Genomic DNA, 4,568 nt, shown 5'->3' with positions numbered 1-4,568 from the left:
CACCACCGCAGGCTTTGCCGGCAGCGGCGGACGCTTCTCCATGCGATAGCCGAGGGCACGTAGCACCGAGGCGAAATCCTCGCCGGCAGATCCGGTGAGCGAGGTCATCGCCTGCGTCACCACGAAGCCGCGGCCGTCGAAGGCGCCGGCGGGCTTTTCGCCGGACGCGTTCTCGCGCCAGGCCAGCGCCGGGCGGATCAGATCGGCAAGACGCTCCAGAATGTCGACGCGCACGGCACGCTCGCCGGCCTGCTTGTAGCCGAGCACGCGATAGGCATCGCGCGGCAGGGCCTTGTCGACCGGGAACGAGGTGCGGCCGGAAGATGCCAGATGCTGCGCGCCCGAGAGCGAGGACAGATCGACATTGTCCTGCTTGAGCGCCCACAACAGCGCGGCGAGCGCGCGCGCGGCGGGCTTCAAAAGGCCGGGGAAATAGATGTGATAGGCGCCGAAACGGACGCCGTATTTGCGCAAGACCGCGCGCGAGGGCTGGTCGAGATCCTTCAGCTCGTTCGCGATCTTGGGACGCTCCAGCACGCCGAGGGCCTCGACGAGCTGATAGGCGATGCCGCGGGCGATGCCGGTGACGTCCTCGGCCTTGGACAGCTCGAACATCGGCCCGAGCAGCTTCTCGACATGGGTCTTGAGCCAGAGCTCGAGCCGGGCCTGCACCTTCTCGCGGGGGCCGCCGGTCAGGCGCTCGTCGGAGATGATGCGGATGCGCGGATGCAGCGCGTCCTCTGCGGCAGACAGCCGCGCCACGGCGTCGCCGGTCCAGCGGATGGTGCCTTCCGAGGTCAGCACGAACTGATCGTCCGGCGCGTTGCCGAGCTTTTCGGCGCGCGTGTTGATCTCGCCGGCGAGCACTGCTTGCGCTGCAGCCTGCAAGGCTTTCGCATCCGAGCCGGCTTCCGCCGCATCCGGTGCAAAGGTGAAGCCATCGAGACGGCCGATGACATGGCCTTCGACGATGACTTCGCCGGTCTTGCCGATTTCAGTATTCAAGCTCGTGTTCTCCCGCAGGCGGCGCATCAATACACTGGTCCGGCGATCAACGAAACGCTCAGTCAAGCGTTCATGGAGCGCATCCGATAATTTATTTTCGACCTCGCGGGCGATCCCCTGCCAGCGTTCGGGGTCTTTCAGCCAGTCCGGGCGGTTGGCGACGAAGGTCCAGGTGCGAATCTGCGCGATCCGGGCCGACAGCGTGTCGATGTCGCCGTCGACGCGGTCGGCCTGGGTGATTTGGGCCTCGAACCAGGCGTCGGGGATGCAGCCCTTCCGCATCAGGAAGCCGTACAGCGTGGTCACCAGCTCGGCATGGGCGGCCGGCGACAATTTTCTGTAATCGGGGACCTGGCAGGCCTCCCACAGCCGCTCCACCGCCGCCTTGCCATGCGCGATATCGCGCACCTCGGCGTCGCGGGCGGCGTGGTCGAGCACGCGCATGTCCTCGGCGACAGGGGCGCGTGTCAGCGCCTCGTGGCCGGGGGCGAGGTTCAGGGACACCTGGAGCGCGCCGAGCGAGGAGAAATCAAGCCTGGTGTTGCGCCATTGCAGCATCTTCACGGGATCGAAGGTGTGGTTCTGCAGCGCATTGACGAGCTCGGGCTCGAACGGCGCGCAGCGGCCGGTGGTGCCGAAAGTGCCGTTGCGCGTGGCGCGGCCGGCGCGGCCGGCGATCTGCGCGAATTCGGCCGGCGTCAGCCTACGGAACTGATAGCCGTCGAACTTGCGGTCGGAGGCAAACGCGACGTGGTCGACGTCGAGATTGAGGCCCATGCCGACGGCGTCGGTGGCGACGAGATAATCGACATCGCCGTTCTGGAACATCGCCACCTGCGCATTGCGCGTGCGGGGCGAGAGCGAGCCCAGCACCACGGCGGCGCCGCCATGCTGGCGGCGGATCAGCTCGGCGATGGCGTAGACCTCGTCGGCCGAGAACGCGACAATCGCGGTCCGGCGCGGCTGGCGCGTGATCTTGCGATCGCCGGCGAATTCCAGCTGCGACAGGCGCGGCCGCGTGATCATGGACACGCCAGGCAAGAGCCGCTCGATGATCGGGCGCATCGTCGCGGCGCCCAAGAGCAGCGTCTCGTCGCGGCCGCGGCGGTTGAGCAGCCGATCGGTGAAGACGTGGCCGCGTTCGAGATCGCTGGCGATCTGGACCTCGTCGACAGCGAGGAAGGAGACATCGAGGTCGCGCGGCATCGCCTCGACGGTGGACACCCAATAGCGCGGATTCCTAGGCTTGATCTTCTCCTCGCCGGTGACGAGCGCGACCGCCTCGGCGCCGACCCGGCCAGCGATCTTGTTGTAGACCTCGCGCGCGAGCAGGCGCAGCGGCAGGCCGATCATGCCGGACGGGTGCGCCAGCATCCGCTCGATGGCGAGATGGGTCTTGCCGGTATTGGTCGGCCCGAGCACCGCAGTGACGCCGGCGCCTGCCACGCGATCGGAAGGCGCGCGCTCGGAAGCGAAAGGGGAGGAGGAAAAGGGCATCTGGGGGATTAGGTAGTGGCGATTTGGGCGAATGTCAGTGCTGTCTGGGGCGGTGCGGCGGCTCCGCGGTGTCAGCTATGTCTCCGAACGCTGCGCTGCCGCCGCCTCCATTGCTGTCATCGGCCGGCCTTGCGCGCAATTGCGCGCTGGGACCGGGCGATCCAGTACGCCGCGGCGGTGTGGCGAAGCCGAGAGGCCGCGGCGTACTGGATGCCCCGGTCAAGCCGGAGCATGACAGCGGAGTGTGTGGGAGCACCCAACAATATCCCGCGCAACTGTCTCACTTTGCGACGCTTTTCCCGTTGGTCTTAAGCTTCGGAACGACTCTAGAACGAATCGCGGCCGAATCGCTGACTCCCCCTGGAGTCATGTTCCGTTCACGCAACATGTCGCGGGAGTCTTGTTGGCTGCAACTAGATGGAGTTTTGGGCTGCCGTACAAGTGACGTTTCGATGGCGCAAACCCTTAAGTTGGGGACGGCGCGGAGTCGAATCAGAATCGGGGAGGAGTCAAATGGATTCCGGGACCTTGCTCCGCCGTCATGCCCGGGCTTGTCCCGGGCATCCACGTTCTGGTGGCGCGCGCAGGTCGTGGATGGCCGGGACAAGCCCGGCCATGACGGGAACGGCGGGTACCAACCTCATTTTCGCGAAAACAACCCCATGCACAGTAGGTAAGTGATTGAAATTGCTGGATCTCTCTTACCCTCCCCTGGAGGGGTCCGGGACGAGCGTAGCTCGCCCGTGGGTCGGCTCACATGGAGCGCAGCGGAATGTGAGACGGGGTGGGGTGATCTCTCCCCACGGGCAGTCTTCGTGTGGAAAGATCACCCCACCCCGCTCGCGCTGCGCGCGATCAACCCTCCCCCTCCAGGGGAGGATAAACGGGACCACCGCAGCCGCTTACTGCGTCTTCGCCACCCTTGGCGGCTGGGCCGTGGTGATGAAGCTCGTCGCTTCCAGCATGGCCGGGCCGAGCGGCGTCGGCACTTTCAGCCAGAACGGGACCAGGACGCGCGTGCCGGCGACGGGGGCGAAGGCGATCTCGATGTTGCGCTGGGCGGCGAGGTATTTGATCACGGGGCGGTCGGGGATGTAGCCGGCGACGGGCACGAAATAGAGCGAACAGACCACCACCGGGCCGTGATAGCCCTTCTCCGCCTTCACAGTCTCCATGCGCTTGAAATCGAGCTTCAGATCGTAGCGCATGCGGCCGTCGAACACGGGGGCCGAGTTGTGGCAGGCGTCCGGCGAGACGGGATCGCCATTGCCGGGCACGCGCAACAGCGACGCCGTCATGGGGTCCCAGACGCCGCGGCGATGCGCGTCGGTGACGACGATACGGTCAGGATCGACCGGCGGCTCCGGCAGAATCGCAAAATCCTTCACATTGCCCTTGTCGAGCGTGATGCGGATCTCTTCGGTCTTCTTCGAGGTGGTGGTGGAGGCCTGGTAGCCGGTCGCAACCAGCGCGCCGTTGACGATGCGCCCTTGGCTGGCGCCGGTGCCGGACCCGCCGGTGAACGACTTCAGCAGCCCCGAGGTGCCGCCCGCGGCGGCCGCCGAGAACACGTCGTCCTGAATGTCGATGTTCCATGCGCCCTTGCCGACGGGAATGCCGGCCAGCGAGGCCTCATACTGCGCCTCGAGCTTGCCCTGCGCCGCCGCCGGCACCGCGCCCCACGCCACCACCAGGCCGCAAAGCATCGCCAGCCAGCCGGCAAAGCGCGGGCGGACTGAGCGCTGTTCTGGCGCAAAAGGGGACGTTGTGAGCACGAAACAATCCAATCGGGGCGCGACGGTTGTTACTTAAGCCAAAAACCGCGGCAAACAATGTGTCCGGGCGTCTCGAGCCGGGAACTCCACCAGAGTCTTCGGTCGCGAATACGCCCTTTATGTGATGGTAAGGCGCGACAAACATTGCCGTTTTGGTGATCGGGGGCGCCGGGAGCGCTCACCTACCTCCACCCACTCCGCTGTCATGCCCCGCGAAGGCGGGGCATCCAGTACGCCGCGGCCCCCCCCCTGGTCAGCCGCGCCGCCGCGGAGTACTGGATCGCCCGGTCC

2 protein-coding genes are annotated in these 4,568 nt (G+C 66.5%); both read right to left on the bottom strand.

The window, feature by feature from the left end; translation table 11 throughout:
• On the bottom strand, positions 1–2,502 hold a 2,502-nt coding region (locus CV770_RS40475; protein ID WP_104466266.1), incomplete at its 3' end, for a helicase-related protein.
• Positions 2,503–3,404: 902 nt separating this feature from the next.
• Positions 3,405–4,214, bottom strand: a complete 810-nt coding sequence (locus CV770_RS40465) for a DUF3108 domain-containing protein (protein ID WP_201760260.1) — start codon at positions 4,212–4,214, stop codon at positions 3,405–3,407.
• Positions 4,215–4,568: the final 354 nt, after the last annotated feature.

The organism is Bradyrhizobium sp. AC87j1, from assembly GCF_002936975.1.
Classification (GTDB): Bacteria; Pseudomonadota; Alphaproteobacteria; order Rhizobiales; family Xanthobacteraceae; genus Bradyrhizobium; species Bradyrhizobium shewense.
This window is presented reverse-complemented; position numbering and strand designations above follow the sequence as displayed.